Origin of the sequence: Desulfogranum mediterraneum DSM 13871 (assembly GCF_000429965.1) — a bacterium.
In the GTDB taxonomy this organism is placed as follows: Bacteria; Desulfobacterota; Desulfobulbia; order Desulfobulbales; family Desulfobulbaceae; genus Desulfogranum; species Desulfogranum mediterraneum.
This window is the reverse complement of sequence record NZ_AUCW01000067.1, coordinates 1-2,197: the sequence shown is the minus strand read 5'-3', so window position 1 is coordinate 2,197 and position 2,197 is coordinate 1. Positions and strand designations below refer to the sequence as shown.

The following is a 2,197-nucleotide window of genomic DNA, read 5'->3' as shown; positions in this document are numbered from 1 at the left end:
CATACTGCCCGTCGAATTTACAACCGACTTGTTACAGAATGCGATTATGCAGGCGGCGAATCGACGGTACGCCGCTATGTGCGGCAGGCCAAGGTTAACCTTGGCCTGGATAGTCCTGGTGCCTTTGTCCCCTGTGATCCGACCATTGGCCATGAGGCCGAGATCGACTGGGGAACAGCCAATGCCGTAATTGGCGGTGAAGCGGTACGCCTGAAGTACTTTTGCATCCGTTCCAAATATTCCGGCAAACACTTCGTTCGCATGTATCCCTGTGAGCGCCAGCAGGCCTTTTTTGATGCACATATTCATGCCTTTGTGTTCTTTGGAGGCGTGTTCCCAGTGATGATTTATGACAACTTGACCAGTGCTGTGAAAAAGGTATTGCAAGGCAAGCAGCGGCTGGAACAGGAATCATTTCAGAAGTTCCGGGCATACTACAGTTTTGAATCTCGATTCTGCACTCCTGCCAAGGGGCATGAAAAAGGCGGGGTCGAAGGGATGGTTGGCTTTGTCCGCCGTAACTACATGGTTCCAGTGCCTGAGGCAGCAAGCCTTGAAGAGCTTAACAAGCGTCTTCTCGAAAGCTGCCAACAATATGGGTCTCACGTCATCGCCGGTCGTGAAGCAAGCGTGGACACCCTTTTTGAGCAAGAAAAAGAGCATCTGCTCAGCCTGCCGACCACCCCCTATTCCAATGTGCAAATTCAATCGGGAAAAGCCGACAAGTATTCAACTGTAATAATAGATAAAAATCGATACTCTTTACCAAGTCGCTATGCGGGTTATCCTGTCAAAGTTCAACTGTTGGTCGACCGGGTAGACATCTATTTCGGCGGCAGTAAGGTTGCCAGCCATGAACGCCTGTTCAGTAACAACAAGTGGAGTTTGGTGCCGGATCATTATCTTGAGCTGATTCAGCAGCGTTCCCAATCCTTTGACTCGGCACGTCCCATCTTGCAATGGCGCTCCCAGTGGCCCGAGTGCCTTCATGCTCTGTTAGATAGGTTTCGTCAGAGTCAGGGGACAACCAAGGGGACTAAAGATTTCCTCAATGTTCTCATGCTCTATCGCGATTATGGAGCAGAAGAGATCAAGGAGGCCGTAGAGCTTGCTCTTCAACAGAATATTAGCGGAAGCGGCGGGATCTTGCACATTCTCATCTATGCAAAGACTCCAGAGAGAATCGTTTTGCCTGTTGGTGGCTGGGAGAAGAGCCAAACTCCTGATTTATCGTTATACGGCCAGTTGGGAAAGGTGCAATAATGGAAAATGCCCCATTTGCCCTTGTCGAAAACCTCAGACAGCTCAAGTTGTCCACCATGTGCAAGGAGCTTGACACAACTGTACGCCAGGCTCGCGAAGCTGGGATCGATTATACGGAATTTCTTCTGGATCTCACCGGTATCGAACTGCATATCCGCAACAAAAACAGGCTCGAGCGGCGTATGCGCGAGGCGAAATTCCCCCTTGTTAGGACCCTTGAAAATTTTGATTTGGACGCCGCAGAGGGCCTGGACAGGCGGCTCCTTCGAGAGCTGACGAACTGCGATTATACCAAGCAAAAACGGAATGTTATCCTTATGGGCCAAAGCGGAACCGGAAAAAGCCATCTTGCCACAGCACTTGGTATAGAGGCGTGCAGGTCCAACATCCGCACCCGTTTTATCAGCTGTTATGGCCTAGTTAACGAACTCATAGAGGCGCGTGAAGAGCGGGTTCTCCAACGATTGCTCGCTCGATATCGTCGCTATGAATTACTGATACTCGACGAACTGGGTTACATCCCGTTCAGCAAAGAAGGGGCTGAGCTGCTGTTCCAAGTTTTGGCTGATCGCCACGAAAAAGGATCAGTGATAATCACCACCAATCTCGGCTTTGCAGACTGGTCGCAGGTTTTTGGCGATCCGATAATGACAGGGGCGTTGCTTGATCGTTTAACGCATAAGGCGCATATCATCACATGTGACTGGAAAAGCTATCGATTAAAGCAAAGCCTGGCCGAGCAAGAGATGGCGGCAAAGCGAAAATAGAAACCGCCGGGCCAGCCCCAGCATAGGGAGCCCCCGGGGGCTCCCTATGCTGGGGCTGGCCCGGCTTAAAAACGATGCCGAGTTCCCCTTAACCGGTAACTTTCAAACAATAATAGGTGGTCAAAATTCAGTTAGCACAGGTGGTCAATTTTAGGTTGTCATTTCTA

Annotated in this window: 2 protein-coding genes; both read left to right on the top strand. The window is 50.3% G+C overall.

The window, feature by feature from the left end:
- The coding region (gene istA / locus G494_RS0114665) for an IS21 family transposase (protein WP_028585121.1) at positions 1–1,263 on the top strand (1,263 nt) is incomplete at its 5' end.
- Positions 1,263–2,030 (top strand): IS21-like element helper ATPase IstB, encoded by a 768-nt coding sequence (gene istB, locus G494_RS0114660; protein WP_028585120.1) that lies wholly within the window; start codon positions 1,263–1,265, stop codon positions 2,028–2,030. The genes istA and istB, both read left to right, overlap by 1 nt.
- Positions 2,031–2,197 lie beyond the last annotated feature (167 nt).

Coding starts and splice junctions, on each gene's coding strand:
- istB (WP_028585120.1), top strand. CDS start 1,263: ATGGAAAATGCCCCATTTGCCCTTGTCGAAAACCTCAGACAGCTCAAG.